We start from the raw sequence: 14,272 nt of genomic DNA, 5'->3' as shown, positions 1-14,272 counted from the left end.
GACGTGAGCGAGGCCTTCTCGCGGCTCAGCCCCGCGGTCCAGTACCAGATCGTCAACGGGCTCGGCTTCCAGTCGCTGCGCCCGGTGCAGGAACTCACCATCGGTCCCGTCCTCGATGGGAAGAACTGCGTCGTGCTCGCGCCCACCGCGGGTGGGAAGACAGAGGCGGCATTCTTCCCGCTGCTCTCTCGGATGGACGAGGAGGACTGGAAGGCAGTCTCCGTCATCTACGTGGCGCCAATCCGAGCGTTGCTGAACAACCAGGAGGAACGCGTCTCTTCCTTCGCAAAGCTGATCGGCAGGCGCGCGGCGGTCTGGCATGGGGACACCACCCAGTCGGAGCGCCGCGCCTTCATCCAGGAACCGGCAGACATCCTCCTCACCACTCCGGAGTCACTGGAGGTGATGCTGATGAGCCGAAAGGTGCCTGCTCGGCGGCTCTTCCAGAACCTGCGCGCGGTGGTCATCGATGAAATCCATGCCTTCGTGGCGGATGATCGCGGAGGGCACCTGTCCGCGCTCATGGAACGGCTCTCCCGATTCTGTGGGAAGGACATCCAGCGCATCGGCCTGTCAGCGACGGTGGGCAATCCAGAGGAAATCCTCGCCTGGGTTGCGGGATCCTCACAGCGGAAGGGTGCGCTGGTTCGCGCGTCCGGGCTCCCCCGTGATCCCCAACTGATGCTCGATTTCGTAGGGAACCGCGAGAACGCGGCACGGATCATCGCCGCGCTCCATCCGGGGAAGAAGCGGTTGGTCTTCGTGGATAGCCGGCGAGGGGTGGAGGCCGTGGGCACCGCCCTGCGCGGACTGGGCGTCGATACGCATGTCACGCACTCCTCGCTATCGGTAGCGGAGCGAAGGAGGGCCGAGGAGGCGTTTGCCCAGGGGAAGAACTGCGTCATCGTTGCCACGAGCGCCCTGGAGCTGGGCATCGACATCGGGGACCTGGATCACGTCATCCAGGTGGGGTGCCCCTCCACCGTCGCGAGTTTCCTGCAACGCATGGGGCGCTCCGGGCGGCGTCCTGGGACGCACCCGAACTGCACCTTCCTGGCGACGGATGAGGAGTCGCTCGTACAGAGCGCTGCGTTGCTCCGCCTCTACAAGTCGGGCTTCGTAGAGCCCGTGCGACCGCGGCGATTCGCCGCGCACCTGCTCGCCCATCAGGTGATGGCGCTGTGCATTCAGGAGGAGGGCATTCCGGAGAGTGATTGGTGGGGATGGGTATCCCAGGCAACACCCTTCAGCGGATTGACCCCCGACGACCGGCAGGAACTCCTGGAACACATGCTCGCTGCGGACATCCTGTTCCGTGACGGTGGGCGCCTGGGTTTGGGTAGGACGGGCGAGAAGCTCTACGGTGCGCGCAACTTTACCGAACTGTACGCCGTCTTCTCCTCGCCCTCCGTGCTACGGGTTCTCTGGGGACAGGAGGAAGTGGGCACCATTGATGCCTACTTCGCCGAGCAGGAGACGCCGGAAAAGCTGGTCTTCACCCTGGGGGCCCGGTCTTGGCGGGCGACCGCCGTGGAGTGGAACCGGGGCGTCGTCTATGTCCAGCCGGCGGAGCACGGGGCACCGGCACGCTGGCAGGGAATGGGAACCGTGCTCCACCGCGAGATGTGCCTGTCCATTCGGGACGTCCTGATGAGCCGGGAGGAAGACCCGTGGTGGTCGCGACGGGCGCGCGAGCGGCTGCAACAGGAGCGGGATGGCCACGCCTTTCTTGATGAGGCCCCGATTCCATTGGAGACCGAACCGGGCGGTATGCGGTTGTGGACCTTTGGCGGGCTCAAGGCGAACCTCCTGCTGGGGCGGGTCCTGGAGTCGATCCTGGGCGAGCGGGTCACCGCCAACAATCTGTCCCTTGGGCTCAAGGGACGGGCGGGTGAGAGCGAAGTGGCTGTGCGAGAGGCGCTGGCTCGTCTGCGCCAGGAGGGACGGCCGACGCGAGAAGATGCGATCGCGCTGGGGGCCGCTCCCCGGGGAATGCGCCTCTCCAAGTTCGAGCCCTGCCTTCCCCCCAGACTGGAGGCCATCTTCACCGCCAGCGTCCTGACCGATGCCCCTTCGGCCAAGGCAATCCTCACGAGCTGAGTGGAGGGCTTTGTTGGGTGCAGAACGATAGAGTCTGCCCGAGAGGAGTCGATGACGATTCCAGGCGACGCTGGCCTTCATCCATCCCAGAGGGCATCCGATGACTCCTGTAGTTCCTTGTCGCGATTCCGAGATGTTGTGCTGGTTCCTTGAGCGGACCGACTTCAGCTTCGTCTATGCGGCCGACGTTCCATCCGCAGAGTTGTTTCCTGTGGAATTGAAGAGGGTTGCCGTTGCTGAGACGAGGAGCGTTGTTGACCTCGCCGTTACAGAGGCAACGCTCCTGTCCGCCTTCATTGGCAAGCAGGTGAATCCGGGCGCAACGGCGCTATTTCGAGGTATCGAACTCGTTGTGGTGCTTCCCAGCTTGCTCGCGACTCCGGAGGCGCAGCTCATCAACTTGCTGTTTTCGCAGGTGCCCGAGTACAAGCAGTTGAAGCAAGAGGGGCGGGCCACGATGGTGACTTCCCTCCTACAGGCGACATTGCCCCCGTCCTTGATGGACCCGGATGCCAGTGTATTGGAGACACACAGGTGGACCGATGCCGAGATGGAACAGACCATCGACCTGCACCTCGCTCACCGTGCAGATCCGGCTGCGCGGGCTGATGCCATCAAGGAACTCGCCCGAAACCTGAAGCTCGGCGTCGGACAGGTTTCGATGGCGGTTGATGCGGTGGGCACGCTCGATCCGAAGCATCCTCGCCGCTACCCCAAGCCCAGCAAGAAGCTTGCGCGGCTTTGGGAAAAACGGGGGTATCAGAACAAGCTCGGGAAATAGTCCCGGAGAGCGTCAGGGTATAGGCACTGGCGCCACGACACGCGACCGATCCCCTGAGGCTCACCGCTTCCACCGGTCGAAGAATCCACGCTGCCGGAGCTGCCGCTTGCGCATGGCCTCGAAGCGCGTCGCGAAGTCCTGGAGCGCGTCCCCGCGCGTCGCGAGCGCCTTCAAGTCGACGGCGAGCATCAGGGCCTCGTCGTAGGCTCTCGCCTCAACGAGCTTCTCGAGCTTCATCCACGCGGCGTCGACATCACGCCCGAGCTCGTCGAGCTTGCGCTGGAGCCTCTTTTCAGCTGCGTCTTGAGCCTTCTTCGCACGGGCGGCCTCAGCCGTCTCTCTCATTCGTAACCGTCCGGCCAATGACGTGACGGATCACTTGAGAGCGGACGTCGGCCGTGCTCGGCACGAGCCACGACGGTTGAGCGGCGATGACCGTGGGGGATGCGCGACTTCAGGAGGAGTCGGCGGCGTGAAGGCGCTTCCATTCGTGCGGCAGCAGCTCGCCGATGCGGGCGTTCGGGTGCGTCTGGACGCGCAGCAGCACGTCGGCGAGGTAGTCCTCGGGATTGACGCCGTTGGCCTCGCAGGTGGCGACCAGCGCGTAGAGGCCCGCGAGGTTCTCCCCTGCGGCCTCGTGGCCGACGAAGAGAAAGTTCTTCCTGCCGAGGGCCGCTTTTCTCAACGCGCCCTCGCTGCGGTTGTTGTCCAAAGGCAGGCGCGCGTCGGAGACGAATCGGGTGAGGGCGTCCCACTGGTTTCGGGCGTAGGAGAGGGCTTGCCCCAGCGGCCCCTTGGGCAGGTGGCGCGGAGCCTGTTCCTCCAGCCAGGTGCACAGCGCGGCGAGGACCGGGGCACTTTTCTGCTGGCGCAGCTCGCGGTGGGCGTCGGTGCGCACGAGGCCCGCGACGCGGGCCTCGGCCTCCACCCGGTAGAGGGCGAGGATGAAGTCCAAGGCCTCGCGGGCTTCCGGTGCGGTGGGCAGCGCGTCGAAGAATCGACGACGGACGTGCGCCCAGCAGCCGACACGCACGCGGCCTTCGGGCAGCGTCACCGCGTTGTAGCCCGTGTACGCATCCACCACGAGGGCGCCTCGGGTGCCCCCCAAGACGTCCTGGGGCGTCTTGCCCGCCCGGCTCAGGCTGAAGCGATAACCCAGCAGCCACTCGCCCTGCTGCGTCTGGGTGAGGAAAGTCCAGAGGTAGCCCTGGCGTGTCTTCTTCACGTCCAGCACGCGCAGGGGCGTCTCGTCGGCCCACACCACTTCCGAGGCTGCAATGACTTGCAAGAGGTGCGTGGAGAGCGGAAGCAGCACCGAGGCGGCCTCATGGAAGAGGTCCGTCAGCGTGCTGCGGCTCATGGGGATACCGCCCCGCTCCACGCGCTGGGCGAGCCGGTGCAGGGGCATGGCGTCGGCGCACTTGGACGTCACCACGTGCGCCAGAAAGCCCGGGCCGTACTCGCCCCGGTCCACCACCCTCGCGGGCGCGGACGCCGTCACCACGCCCTGGCCGCACGCGCACGCGAGGACTTCCTGCACGTGCACCTGGCGCTCGAAGAAAGCCGGCACGTACTCGTACAGCACCGTCCGGCGCCCCTCGCCCAGCGGCTTCAAGTCCTCGCTGCCGCACGTCGGGCAGTGCTTCGCCTCGGGTGGCACCGCGTGCCGCACCTCGCGCGTCGGGGCCTCCGCGGCCTTCCGGGCCGCGCGCTCCCGGCGCTTCACCAGGGCGGCCTCGGCCCGCGCCGCCTCTTCCTCGGGGCTTCGCGCCTCGCCTCTCAACTCCTGGGCGACAGGCGGAATCTTCTCCGTCTTCTTGCCGAAGACGCGCCGCTCCAGCGCGGCCATCTTCGACTCCAGCGACGTCATCCGCTCGCGAAGCTCCTCCGCCTCCTCACGCCAGGGGCAGAAATGGTCGAGGGGGAGGACTCTGGGCACCGGCTCTCAACGACGCGCCGGGTAGGGCATTCACGAGGTGACGTGCTCAGCTACCTGTACGCCCCGGGGGCGCCCAGGCAGGCTGGCGCTTCACCTCGGCCACGTCAATGCCGTCCAGCAGCATCGCCAACTGCGTAGCGTCCAGCGTCACCGCCTTCGCCTCCGCGTCCACGCGCGGCAGCCGGAATCTTCCCGTCTCCAGCCGCTTGTAGAGCAGCACGAAGCCGCCCCGGCTCCACGTCAGCACCTTGATGCGGTCCCCCCGCCTGGAGACGAAGGCGAAGAGGTGCCCCGAGTAGACGTCTTCACCCCACGCCGTGCGCACCAGCGCCATGAGGCCATCTATCGACTTGCGCATGTCCACGGGCTCCGTCGCCAGCACTACGCGCACCGACGCAGGAAGCGTGAACACCGCCTCACCGCCCCAGCGCGGTGACGAGCCGGGCCACGTACCCCACGTCGGTCCCCACGGTGAAGCGCACCCGCGCTCCGCTGGCCGCCACCACCTCCAGCACGGACTCGGACGCGGCGACCGGCGCTGCTACCTGCACGGGCAACAGGCGCACCGGCTCGGCTCGCGTCGCCTCACACCGCCGCCTGCGGTACACCCACGACTGCAACGTGCTCAGCCTCACGCCTCGCGCCAACGCGAACTCCCGCTGCGTCTGCCCGCTGGCCTCGAACGCTTCCGCGACGCGCGCCCACTCCGGCTTCTCCACCTGCTTCGACATGCCCGCCAGCGTCTGCTGCGCAACGCGCCCCCGGCAATCCCTCACGGCACGTCGTTGGCCGGACGGTTACTCTCATTCCTTGCTGCGTCTCGGCGAGGGCTTGCAACTCACGAACCGTGCGTCGCGCGGCGGCTGCGCCCGGGCCCTTTTCTGCACGGAACGTCCGCAGCAGCTCACCGCCGAGCGCGAGGTCGGGGTCGTCGACCGCGCGTAGCAGCCACTGGTCCTTCCGTGCGGGTGGAAGGCGCGTGACCCAACGTCGGAAAGCGTCGTCGCCTTTGTCAGGCTCCGCGCTGTCGCGTGCCGCCGCGGCGAGGAGATCGACGTCGATGCGAAGGAACTCCACCATTGCCTGCTGCGCCGCCGTGAGCGTGGCAAGCCCCTCGGGCACCGGCGGCTCCGGGGCCTCGTCGCCGACGTCACCCGCCTGGACCGCCAGGAGCCAGGCGAGATAGGCGGAACGCAGGTCGCCGCGCAAAAGCTCCGCGCGGAGGGGCGATAGCGCCGCGAGTGAACCCTCGCGTTCTTCGTCATCCTCGGGCTCTTCGTCCTGGCTGCTGAAGTCCAGCACGACGTGCTCGCTGGCCAGCGTGAGACGTGCCGCGTGCCGGCCAGTGAAGTACCCCTTCAGCGCCTTCACGTCGACGCGAGCTCTTGGCAAACGCAGCATCAGCCGGTGCGTGCCCCAGTTCGCGAAGTAGAGATGTGCGTCGAAGTAGCGCGCGAGGAGCTTCGCTGGGTCGGCCTTGAGGTCGCCCCACTGGTACTCGTTCCAGAAGCGGGTTGGTGAAATCTCGGCGCGCGTGGAGATGCCGCGCAATTCGGCCATCTGCTTCGGCGTGAGTGGTCGGTCGAGCGCGATGAACTCGTAGCACTGGTATTCGCTCATGTGTCGTCCTCCTCGGTCTCCGTCCATGTGCCTGGGTTGTCCACGGAACCCGGGCCCCTTCGCGCCAGCGGTGCGCGAAGCGCCTCCTGGAAGGCGGGGAACCGGGACGTCCGCGCGCGAAGCGCCTCGGCCCACGGCGAGGTTCCGGAGGCCCTGCCAGTCCCGTCCTCGAGTTCGACGCAGCAGGCGACGAGCGCGGCGGCATGCCCGTAGTAGCGGCGCCGCTTCTCACCCAGCACCCCATCGGTTCGCTTCGTTGCCGCGGCCTTCATCGCCGTGAGCGCCACCCCGCGCTCCTGGGCCGTGAGGCGCCTGGTGACCTCTGCCCGCTGAAGCGCGTCGATGACCGACGGGGTCGAAAGCCGCGGTCCGGCGTCCTGCTTCGTGCCGATCTCACCGAGGAAGGCAAACCCGGTGCCGTCCTCCGAGTCCCGCGGTTGAAGGAGCACCCGCGCGAGCTCCGCACGGACCGATCCCGTCGGCGCGCCACCGAGCAGCCACGCGAACACCGGGAACAGGAGGTGGCCTGGATGGTCGCTGCTCGACCAGCCAAGGCCGGGCGCCCGCGCAAGCCGCTGGGCGGCGGATTCGATGTCGCCCACCAGCACATTCAGGAACCCGACGAGTCGGGGGGCCTTCGTCGGGCTTGCCTTCAGTGCGGAGGCCGCACGCTTGCGAAGCGTCGCGGAGGTCGGTTCTCCGGCGAACAGCCACCGCAGCAGCCGCGTCAGGGAAGGCTCGCCGAGCCAGGCCGCCTTGAGCTTCGTGTGCGCGTCCTTTCGTCCGAGCACCTGGGCGGCGAGCGCAGCCCCGTCGAGGAAGCCCCCGCGCCAACCCTCGGACGTCACGAGCGCCGCACTGGTCTCGTAGGCCCTGAGCGTCTTTGCCCCATCTCCAGCCGCCTTGACCGCGTCGCACCAGGCCTGTACGGCCTCGGGGTGTCTCGTCGTGCGCGCGATGCGCTCAAGACCCGCGACGCCGTCCCTGCGGCCGATCGCGGCGCGGAGCCAACGCTCCTTCTGGGACTCCCACTGCGACACCGGCTTCGCGTCCTGCTCGAGGCGGGCGATCCATGCGGGCAGGAACGCCTCCATGTCAGGGAGTGTCCCGCCAAGGGCCGCCTGGAGCTCCTCGACAGGGTCTCTGAAGTACGAAAGCCCGTACGCCTCGTCGATTGCAGCCACGAGGGCATCCGCTCGCCCCTCCACCGGCGTGGTCATGTACACGGCGGCGAGGTACCGCGTCGCGCAGTCGTGGAGATCCACGGACAGGACCTCCTCGGCCATCTCATCCTGTCCCAGGTCGATGTCCCCGTCGGACATGGGGATGAGCAGTGCCCTGAAGATGGCGCACGCGGAGGCGTGGTCGCCAGCAAGCGACGCCGTGATTCCCTGTCGGAGACAGTCGTCGACCTCGGACGGGTCCGCCCACCCGGCTCGCTGCGCCGCGGCGGCGAAGCGCTCCACGTCGTCGACGTTTCGCATGCCGCCACACTGCCCCAGCCCGCCGGAACCCGACAAGGCAACCACCCCCGCGGCTTCGTCCTGCTTCCCGTTCTGGGGGGCCCATGCGATGAAAAGCAGTCAATGCCGCTCCTGTACCTACCCGAAGCCGAGTCCCTCTTTCTCTGGGGCCCAGAGCCCGCGCCGCGCGAGCTCCCCTCGCTTGGCCGCTCGGGGACGCCGCATCCGGCCATCATCGTGACCCCCGAGGGGCGACGTCAGGTCGACGGCCTCACGCTGCCCCTGTTCGATACCCTGACGATGCTCGCCGTGGTTCCCACGGCGAGCGTCGGGACGCTTCCTGCCTCCGTGGCGACGTGGGTGCTCGCCAGCAAGCTCGCGATCGAACTGGTGTCGCGCGAGCGCATCATCCCGACAATCACATATCAGAACGCCGGCATCGAGGCCCGCTGGGCGGCGGCACTCTCCGCGAGCGGGGACTCGGCCAGGGTCGCCGCGCTCGCGCGCAGCATGCCGCCGGCGGCGCACGCGCTCCCCGTCGCTCACGGCGATGCGCGCGAGGTGTGGGCCCCCGACGCGCTGCTCCGTGCATACCTGGACGCTGTCGTTGACGCGCTGGTTCGCACGACCCGTGGCAAACCCGAGCTGCCGCCCGGGAAGAAGGCCGCGGCGCGCAAGGGCGCTGCGCCCGCACCTTCGTCGTGGGACCAACGCTGGCGTGCCGCGCTCGAAGGGCCTCGGCGAAGCTTCGAGCCCCAGGGCTTCGCGGAGCGCTCCGTCGTCGAGGAGATCGAGCGCTGGAGCGAACCCGCCCTGGGGGCACGTGATCGTCTGCGCGCCTGCTTCCGCCTCGAACTACCAGAGGCCGACCGGGCTCCGTTCCTGCTGCGGTTCCTGTTGCAATCCCCGGACGATCCGAGCCTGCTCGTGCCCGCGGCGGACGTCTGGACGACGAAGGGGCGCAGCCTTGAGAAGTTCGGTCGAGCGTTCCGCGATCCCCAGGAGTCGCTGCTCGAAGCGCTCGGACGCGCATCGCGGCTCTTCACGCCCATCGAGCGTGCCCTCGCGAGCGCGAAGCCCGAGTCGCTCGAACTCGACCCCGCCACCGCCTGGACGTTCCTGGGCGATGGGGCCGCGGTGCTCGCGGAGGCCGGCTTCGGCGTGATCGTTCCGCGCGAGCTGACGGCCGCGGGACAGCGCCGTCTCCGCTTGCGCATGCGCGTCGGCGGGAAGTCGAGGGTTGCCGGCGCTGTCTCCGGTGTCGCGGGACTTGGCCTCGATGAACTCCTCGCAGTCGATTGGGATGCGGTGGTCGGCGACGAGGCGCTCACCGCCCGCGAGCTTTCAGCGCTCGCGAAGCAGAAGGCGCCACTCGTACGCTTTCGCGGAGCCTGGGTCGCCATCGATCCGCGCGAACTCGACGACATCCAGAAGCGCATCGCGGGCGGTCCGGCGCGCATCACGATGCGCGAGGCCGTGCAGGCGGCGCTCGCGGGAGAGATCCGCCAGGGGCAGCTCCCGGTGACAGTCGCCGCGACGGGCTCCTTCGCGGAGCTGCTCTCGCGCCTGCGGCAGGGCGCGGCGGCCGACCTGGTGGCCCCGGCGACCTTGAATGCGAGCCTCCGTCCCTACCAGGCGCGCGGCCTCCACTGGCTTTCGACCATGGGCTCGCTCGGCCTCGGCGCATGTCTTGCCGACGACATGGGCCTGGGCAAGACGATGCAGCTTCTCGCCTTCCTGCTCCGACGCAGGGAGGAGGTCCCCCGCGACGGCCGCCCGACCCTGCTCGTCGCGCCGACCTCGGTCGTGGGCAATTGGGAGCGTGAGGTCCAGCGCTTCGCGCCCTCGCTGAGCATCACGCCGCACCACGGAGCCGGGCGCATGCGTTCGGTGAAGGACTTTCCGAAGGAGCCTGGTTCGCTCGTGGTCACCACCTATGGCCTCTTGCGCCGCGATGCCGGACTGCTTGCCCGCGTCGACTGGTCCGTCGTCGCGCTCGACGAAGCGCAGAACATCAAGAACGCGGCCTCCGCGACGGCGAGGGCCGCGCGAGCGCTCCCTGCCAGCCACCGCTTCGCGCTCACCGGCACGCCCGTCGAGAATCGGCTCGCGGAGCTCTGGTCGATCCTCGAATTCGCGAACCCGGGCCTGCTCGGGCCGCTCGAGACCTTCCGCCGTGAGTTCGCCGTGCCGATTGAGCGCCATGGCAATGAGGATGCGGCGGCGCGTCTGCGCCGCATCGTGAGCCCCTTCATCCTGCGCAGACTCAAGAGTGATCCCGCGGTCATCCAGGACCTTCCTCCGAAGAACGAGATGAAGGTCATCTGTACGCTGACGCGCGAACAGGCCACGCTCTACAAGGCCGTCGTCGACGAGGAGATGCGCCGCATCGAGGACGCGGATGGCATTGAGCGTCGCGGTCGTGTGCTCGCGCTGCTGACGTTCACCAAGCAGATCTGCAACCACCCGGCACAGTACCTCTCGGAGCGCGGTCCCTTGCCCAGGCGCTCGGGAAAACTCGCGCGCCTCTCCGAGATGCTGGAGGAAGCCATGGCCGCGGGCGACAAGGCGCTGGTCTTCACCCAGTTCCGGGAGATGGGGGACCGGCTTGTCGCGCACCTTGATGCGAGCCTGGGCTGCGAGGTCGTGTTCCTGCACGGCGGTACGCCGAAGAAGGCGCGCGACGAAATGGTTCGGCGCTTCCAGGAGGAACCCCATGGGCCGCGCGTCTTCGTCCTGTCGGTGAAGGCGGGAGGCACGGGCCTGAACCTCACCGCGGCGAATCACGTCTTCCACTATGACCGCTGGTGGAATCCGGCCGTGGAGGACCAGGCCACGGATCGCGCCTACCGCATCGGGCAGAAGCGCGCGGTGCAGGTCCACAAGCTCGTCTGCGCGGGTACGGTCGAAGAGAAGATTGATCACCTGCTCGAGCAAAAGCGGAAGCTCGCCTCGAAGGTCGTCGGCACGGGAGAGCAGTGGATCACCGAACTCGGGACTCGCGAACTGCGCGACCTGTTCGCGCTGTCCGAGGGGGCGGTGGTCGGTGGTGAGGAGGGCGACGAGGACGCTGCGTCCGTTGCTTCGCGGCGGCGCAAGCCCGCGACGCGCGCGAGCCGTGGGATGGTGCGATCATGAGCCGCTGGGACTGGTACACGCCAGCGCCGAAGAAGCCGCCGCCCGAGCACGGCATCAAGATGAAGAAGGCCGGCGCCACCTGGTGGGGACAGCGCTGGATCGAAGCGCTTGAGAACGTGCTGAGCGGCGACTCGGCACGCCTCGCGCGCGGTCGGACCTACGCGCGCGCCGGACGCACCCATGATCTCCTCGTCAAGGGAGGCAAGGTCACCGCCAAGGTCACGGGCTCTCGTGCGACGCCCTACACGATTACGATTGCACTCGCGCAGTTGCCTGCGGCCGCGTGGACGAAAGCCATCGTCGCAATGGCCGGCGAGGCGCGGTTCTCCGCCGAGCTTCTCGCGGGGCGGATGCCGAAGGAGATCGACGAAGTGTTCCACGCCGCGGGGACCCCCTTGTTTCCCACGCAGCGCACGGAGCTCGTGACGAGCTGCTCGTGTCCCGACTGGGGTGATCCCTGCAAGCACGTCGCGGCCACGCACTACGTGCTCGGCGAGGCCCTTGATCGCGACCCGTTCTTGCTCTTCGAGCTGCGCGGACGAACGAAGGCGCAGGTGCTCGACGCGCTCCGAAGCGCACGCGGCGGCGAGGACACACCGGCGGCCAGGAAAGGGCGCGCGAGAAGCGCCAGGGAGGAGACGAACAGGGAAGCTGGCTCAGCGCTCAAGGTGCCGAAGGTGGTGCTCGGCAAGATCAAGCCTGCGGACTACGACCGGGCGCGGGAAGCCATGCCGGCGCTCCACTTCTCGTTCGATGCGCCGAGCTCGCACGGTGCCGTCCTGCGGCAGCTTGGGGTTCCCGCCGCGTGGAGTGCGGATGTCTCGCCCGCGGAGATGCTGTCTCCGCTTGTTCGCAAAGCGGCCGAGGCCGCGCGACGCATCGCGATGGCCGAACAGGACCTGCAAGTCGCGCCAGACAATGAGGGCTAGGCCCATGGCGAGCCCGTCGAACCGCGTCTGCCTCAAGCGGGGGGCGGAGCCGATGCTGGACGAGGCTTCTCGTCAGTCGCGGACATCCTGTGCACCGTCCATCACATCGAGGTCACCTGTTCATCCCGGCTCCAGGTGAACTGGAAGGCGGCAGCGGATTTCCTGCATCATTTTCCCGGTCGCGGGCTCTCTTGGGGCAGGGCACCTGTTCCGCCCCTGCCCGTGGGCTCACCGGAGTGAATGTCGTGAATCTGTCGCCGCGCTGTCTGCTGGTCTGCCTGGTCCTGTCGGTCCCCATGCTGGCGCGAGCCACCGCGCCGGCCTCCGCGAAGTTCGCGCCCAGGTTCGCGGTCAGTGGGCCCCGGGCCGAGCACTACTCGCGCCGCTGCCAGTCACAGTCCGCCCAACGCATCGCTCGGCCGCAGGGGACCATGCTGTGGGGCACCCGGCGGAGCTGGGACTCCGAGAAGCCGACCGACGAGCGCAACAGCGTGGTCGTCTCGGTGGACCTCGCGCCTTTGCGGCAGGCGGACGTCGGTGTGAAGGCCCTTCGCTTCAACGGGGGGCACCTCGTGGCCTCTCCATCACCGGACGCCGGTGCCGTCACCAGCGGCGTCGTCGGCACCGTGCTCCAGGGCACCTCCAGCGACGGCAAGCCCGTGGAGGTGGCCATCTGCGGCGCCGAACCCTCCGCCGAGGACGCGGGCATGGTCTTCTATCGCATCGAGGCCTGGAACGCGGTGGCGCAGGAGTGGGAGAACCCCTGCGTCGCGGTCGACCGCGTGCCCGACCCTCGCGCCCTCGCGGTGAGCGGTGTCTGGGATTCCAGCGGGGCCCACGTCGACGCTCCGGGCAAGCTCACCTTCGCCTGTGAGAACGGGGCCATCACCAAGTGCATCCGCTGGGGCTACAAGCCGTGGGCCTCTCGCGAGGGACGGTCGCTCGCGGATCTCCATCAGGCCTGCACGCGGCTGGCTCGCGCGGACTACTGCGGCAACGGCCGCAATCACACACATGAGGACACCACCATCGACATCTACGACAGGTTCGGCCTGCTCGAACGGGCGACCGAGACGTCGCGGGAGTGGGATCCCACGAAGGCTTCATTCGAAGCGGCGTGGGCGCCGGATGGGGCCACGTGCCTTGCCCGCACGCGGGACGGCCGCGCGATGGAGACCATCCTCCGCGAGTGCCCCCAGCGGTTCCAGACGGGCGCCGCGGTCGAGCTGGGGGCAGGGGAGCACTGCACGGCGCGACGCGCGGACGTGGAGCCGGGGACCGCGCTGCTGCGCAACCTGTCGTATGGAGCGCCGAAGGGATCCACCTCATCGGCCAGCGCGCCATAGGCCACTTGCCGGGGTCAGCCCTCCGGGGGCGGCGGCTTGCCCTGCTCGGCGAGGAGCTGGCTGAGGGTCAGGTCCAGCTGGCTGTCGACGAAGGCGAGGAAGCTCTTGAAGCCTTCGGTGGTGAGGCCCAGCCGCTCCTGCAGGCGGCGCCGGGTCTCCTCGTAGACCTGCTGCTGCGCCCGCTTCAACCAGCGGGAGATGGTGGACTGGTTGACGCGAAAGAGCGGCGCCATCTCGTACGTCGAGAGCCGATCCGCGAAGTGGAGGCGCAGCAGGTGGCGGTCCTCGGACGAAAGCGTGGAGGCCGCTTCGCGCACGGCCTGACGGAAGTCGGCGTGGTGGCGCCGCTTCATCACGTCCAGCTCCGGATCCAGGCCCTGCCCCGGCAACGCCTTGATGAGCTCGTCCGCGCTGTCCTCCGGCCCCATCTTCTCCGCGGCGCGCAGCTTGTTCGCGGTGCGTCCGGCGATGACGAGCACCCAGTTCATCAGCGCGCCACGCCCCGTGTAGTCCCCCATCCGGGGCGGGTGCTCGGGCGTGGCGACCAGGAGCTTCACGCGCACCTTCTGGCGGACGTCGTCGATGACCGTGTCGGCCTGCTTGAGGCCCCGGAGCTTCTCCGGCAGTCGGGCCAGGTAGGCCCGCTCGAAGGCCTCGTGCGCGGAGGCCATGCCCTGCAGACAGCCACACGCGAGGTAGAGCTCCGTCAGGGACAGCCCGGTGAGCAGCGGCGCGATGGCATCGGAAGGCACCGACGGGGGCAGCCGCTCGGCGACGTGCCGCACGAACAACCCGGCGGGGAGCGCGACGGTGGGCCATCGTGCGCGCGACTCCTCCCAGGCCCGCAGGAGGACGGACTCCAGGGCCATGGCCTCTTCGTCCGCCAGGGGCACGAAGCGCACCTTCGTGTGCGCGAGGAACGTCGCGACCAGCTCGGGCACCTGTTGCATACCCTG

General features: G+C 68.5%; 12 protein-coding genes. 5 read left to right on the top strand and 7 right to left on the bottom strand.

Features of this window, described 5'->3' with window-relative positions; genetic code table 11:
- The first annotated feature begins 3 nt into the window (after positions 1 to 3).
- Complete coding sequence (locus D7V97_RS01510) at positions 4 to 2,100, top strand: DEAD/DEAH box helicase (protein WP_120608784.1); 2,097 nt, start codon at positions 4 to 6, stop codon at positions 2,098 to 2,100.
- A gap of 133 nt (positions 2,101 to 2,233) precedes the next feature.
- Positions 2,234 to 2,881, top strand: coding sequence for a hypothetical protein (locus D7V97_RS01505; protein ID WP_120608783.1), 648 nt, complete (start codon positions 2,234 to 2,236; stop codon positions 2,879 to 2,881).
- Positions 2,882 to 2,941: 60 nt separating this feature from the next.
- Here the strand turns inward: D7V97_RS01505 and D7V97_RS44460 are convergent, their stop codons facing one another.
- The 6 genes from D7V97_RS44460 to D7V97_RS01480 all read right to left on the bottom strand — a co-directional run bounded on the left by D7V97_RS44460 (position 2,942) and on the right by D7V97_RS01480 (position 7,924).
- A complete protein-coding gene (locus D7V97_RS44460; protein WP_158623240.1) occupies positions 2,942 to 3,118 on the bottom strand; it encodes a hypothetical protein in 177 nt (58 codons plus the stop codon).
- 217 nt (positions 3,119 to 3,335) lie between these two features.
- A complete protein-coding gene (locus D7V97_RS01495) occupies positions 3,336 to 4,751 on the bottom strand; it encodes an IS66 family transposase (RefSeq protein ID WP_120608781.1) in 1,416 nt (471 codons plus the stop codon).
- 115 nt (positions 4,752 to 4,866) lie between these two features.
- Complete coding sequence (gene tnpB / locus D7V97_RS01490; RefSeq protein ID WP_147444642.1) at positions 4,867 to 5,232, bottom strand: IS66 family insertion sequence element accessory protein TnpB; 366 nt, start codon at positions 5,230 to 5,232, stop codon at positions 4,867 to 4,869.
- Between the two features lie 4 nt (positions 5,233 to 5,236).
- Positions 5,237 to 5,386 carry a hypothetical protein gene (locus D7V97_RS45655; RefSeq protein WP_233582451.1) on the bottom strand — a complete coding sequence of 50 codons (150 nt, stop codon included), beginning with the start codon at positions 5,384 to 5,386 and terminating at the stop codon, positions 5,237 to 5,239.
- A 19-nt stretch (positions 5,387 to 5,405) separates the two neighbouring features.
- Complete coding sequence (locus D7V97_RS45650; RefSeq protein WP_233582450.1) at positions 5,406 to 6,440, bottom strand: hypothetical protein; 1,035 nt, start codon at positions 6,438 to 6,440, stop codon at positions 5,406 to 5,408.
- Positions 6,437 to 7,924 carry a hypothetical protein gene (locus D7V97_RS01480; protein ID WP_147444641.1) on the bottom strand — a complete coding sequence of 496 codons (1,488 nt, stop codon included), beginning with the start codon at positions 7,922 to 7,924 and terminating at the stop codon, positions 6,437 to 6,439. Before D7V97_RS01480 ends, D7V97_RS45650 begins: the two co-directional genes overlap by 4 nt.
- Positions 7,925 to 8,026: 102 nt before the next feature.
- Between D7V97_RS01480 and D7V97_RS01475 the strand changes: the two genes are divergently transcribed.
- The 3 genes from D7V97_RS01475 to D7V97_RS01465 all read left to right on the top strand — a co-directional run bounded on the left by D7V97_RS01475 (position 8,027) and on the right by D7V97_RS01465 (position 13,316).
- Positions 8,027 to 11,041 (top strand): DEAD/DEAH box helicase, encoded by a 3,015-nt coding sequence (locus D7V97_RS01475; RefSeq protein ID WP_120608778.1) that lies wholly within the window; start codon positions 8,027 to 8,029, stop codon positions 11,039 to 11,041.
- Complete coding sequence (locus D7V97_RS01470) at positions 11,038 to 11,970, top strand: SWIM zinc finger family protein (RefSeq protein ID WP_120608777.1); 933 nt, start codon at positions 11,038 to 11,040, stop codon at positions 11,968 to 11,970. Before D7V97_RS01475 ends, D7V97_RS01470 begins: the two co-directional genes overlap by 4 nt.
- Before the next feature lie 245 nt (positions 11,971 to 12,215).
- Positions 12,216 to 13,316, top strand: a complete 1,101-nt coding sequence (locus tag D7V97_RS01465) for an ADYC domain-containing protein (protein WP_233582449.1) — start codon at positions 12,216 to 12,218, stop codon at positions 13,314 to 13,316.
- A gap of 14 nt (positions 13,317 to 13,330) precedes the next feature.
- Here the strand turns inward: D7V97_RS01465 and D7V97_RS01460 are convergent, their stop codons facing one another.
- Positions 13,331 to 14,266, bottom strand: coding sequence for a sigma-70 family RNA polymerase sigma factor (locus D7V97_RS01460; RefSeq protein WP_120608776.1), 936 nt, complete (start codon positions 14,264 to 14,266; stop codon positions 13,331 to 13,333).
- Positions 14,267 to 14,272: the final 6 nt, after the last annotated feature.

Origin of the sequence: Corallococcus sp. CA053C, assembly GCF_003611675.1 — a bacterium.
GTDB lineage: Bacteria > Myxococcota > Myxococcia > Myxococcales > Myxococcaceae > Corallococcus.
Note: the sequence above shows the minus strand (reverse complement) of the source record. Positions and strands in the feature narration are given on the sequence as shown.

Excerpts from the sequence above, each read along its gene's own strand:
- D7V97_RS01505 (WP_120608783.1), top strand. The coding sequence starts at position 2,234 with ATGTTGTGCTGGTTCCTTGAGCGGACCGACTTCAGCTTCGTCTATGCG.
- D7V97_RS01480 (WP_147444641.1), bottom strand. The coding sequence starts at position 7,924 with ATGCGAAACGTCGACGACGTGGAGCGCTTCGCCGCCGCGGCGCAGCGA.
- D7V97_RS01460 (WP_120608776.1), bottom strand. The coding sequence starts at position 14,266 with ATGCAACAGGTGCCCGAGCTGGTCGCGACGTTCCTCGCGCACACGAAG.
- D7V97_RS45650 (WP_233582450.1), bottom strand. The coding sequence starts at position 6,440 with ATGAGCGAATACCAGTGCTACGAGTTCATCGCGCTCGACCGACCACTC.
- D7V97_RS44460 (WP_158623240.1), bottom strand. The coding sequence starts at position 3,118 with ATGAAGCTCGAGAAGCTCGTTGAGGCGAGAGCCTACGACGAGGCCCTG.
- D7V97_RS01470 (WP_120608777.1), top strand. The coding sequence starts at position 11,038 with ATGAGCCGCTGGGACTGGTACACGCCAGCGCCGAAGAAGCCGCCGCCC.
- D7V97_RS01475 (WP_120608778.1), top strand. The coding sequence starts at position 8,027 with ATGCCGCTCCTGTACCTACCCGAAGCCGAGTCCCTCTTTCTCTGGGGC.
- D7V97_RS01495 (WP_120608781.1), bottom strand. The coding sequence starts at position 4,751 with ATGACGTCGCTGGAGTCGAAGATGGCCGCGCTGGAGCGGCGCGTCTTC.